Origin of the sequence: Nitratidesulfovibrio oxamicus (genome assembly GCF_015731765.1) — a bacterium.
GTDB classification, from domain to species: domain Bacteria; phylum Desulfobacterota; class Desulfovibrionia; order Desulfovibrionales; family Desulfovibrionaceae; genus Cupidesulfovibrio; species Cupidesulfovibrio oxamicus.
In genome coordinates this window covers 1-802 of sequence record NZ_VRYY01000688.1, presented here as the reverse complement: position 1 = coordinate 802, position 802 = coordinate 1, and the positions used below count along the sequence as shown (strand labels likewise).

Genomic DNA, 802 nt, shown 5'->3' with positions numbered 1-802 from the left:
TCCGGTCCGGCTGGTTCATCCGGCCGAGTTGGCCCGGCTGGCCCGGCCTCTCCTTCCGGTTCTTCCTCCCCACCCGCCGGCCCGGCCTGCCCGGTGCCCCCGCGCGGGCTGGGCGACAAGCTGCTGTGCACCGCCCTGCCCTTCGTGGAAAGCCTGCGCGGCTATTCCATGCAGGGGCTGCGGGCCGACGTGCTGGCCGCGCTGACCGTGGCCGTGGTGGCCCTGCCGCAATCCATGGCTTATGCGGTCATTGCCGGGGTGCATCCCAAGTACGGCCTGTACGCGGCCATCGTGCCGGTGATCGTGGCCGCGCTGTGGGGGGCCTCGCGCTACCTCGTCGCCGGGCCCACCAACGCCATCGCCATGCTGCTCTTCGCCACCATGGCCGAAACCGTGGTCAACGGGGTGCCCCTGTCCGCCCTGCCGGAAGAGACGCGCATGGCCTACGTGTTCGGCGTGGCCATCCTGGCCGGGCTGTTGCAGGTACTCATGGGCCTCGCCCGGCTGGGCGAACTGGTGCACTTCATTTCCCATTCGGTGATGGTGGGCTTTACCGCCGGGGCGGCGGTGCTCATCGCCGTGGGGCAACTCAAGAACCTGCTTGGCGTCAGCATCGGCAACGCGCCCACGTTCGTGGAACTGGTGCTGTCGACCCTGCGCCACCTGCCCCGGACCAACCCGTGGGCGCTGGGCACGGGGCTGTTCGCCATGGCCGTGGCGCTGGGCATCGCGCGGGTGCACCGCCGCCTGCCCGCCGCGTTCCTGGCCGTGGCAGCATCGGGCGCGGCGGCGTGGGCGCTGG

General features: G+C 71.6%; 1 protein-coding gene. It reads left to right on the top strand.

Annotated elements, in window-relative coordinates; genetic code table 11:
- Positions 1–93: 93 nt before the first annotated feature.
- Positions 94–802, top strand: a 709-nt coding sequence (locus FVW20_RS17285; RefSeq protein WP_307831627.1) for a SulP family inorganic anion transporter, incomplete at its 3' end; no start/stop codon positions are given.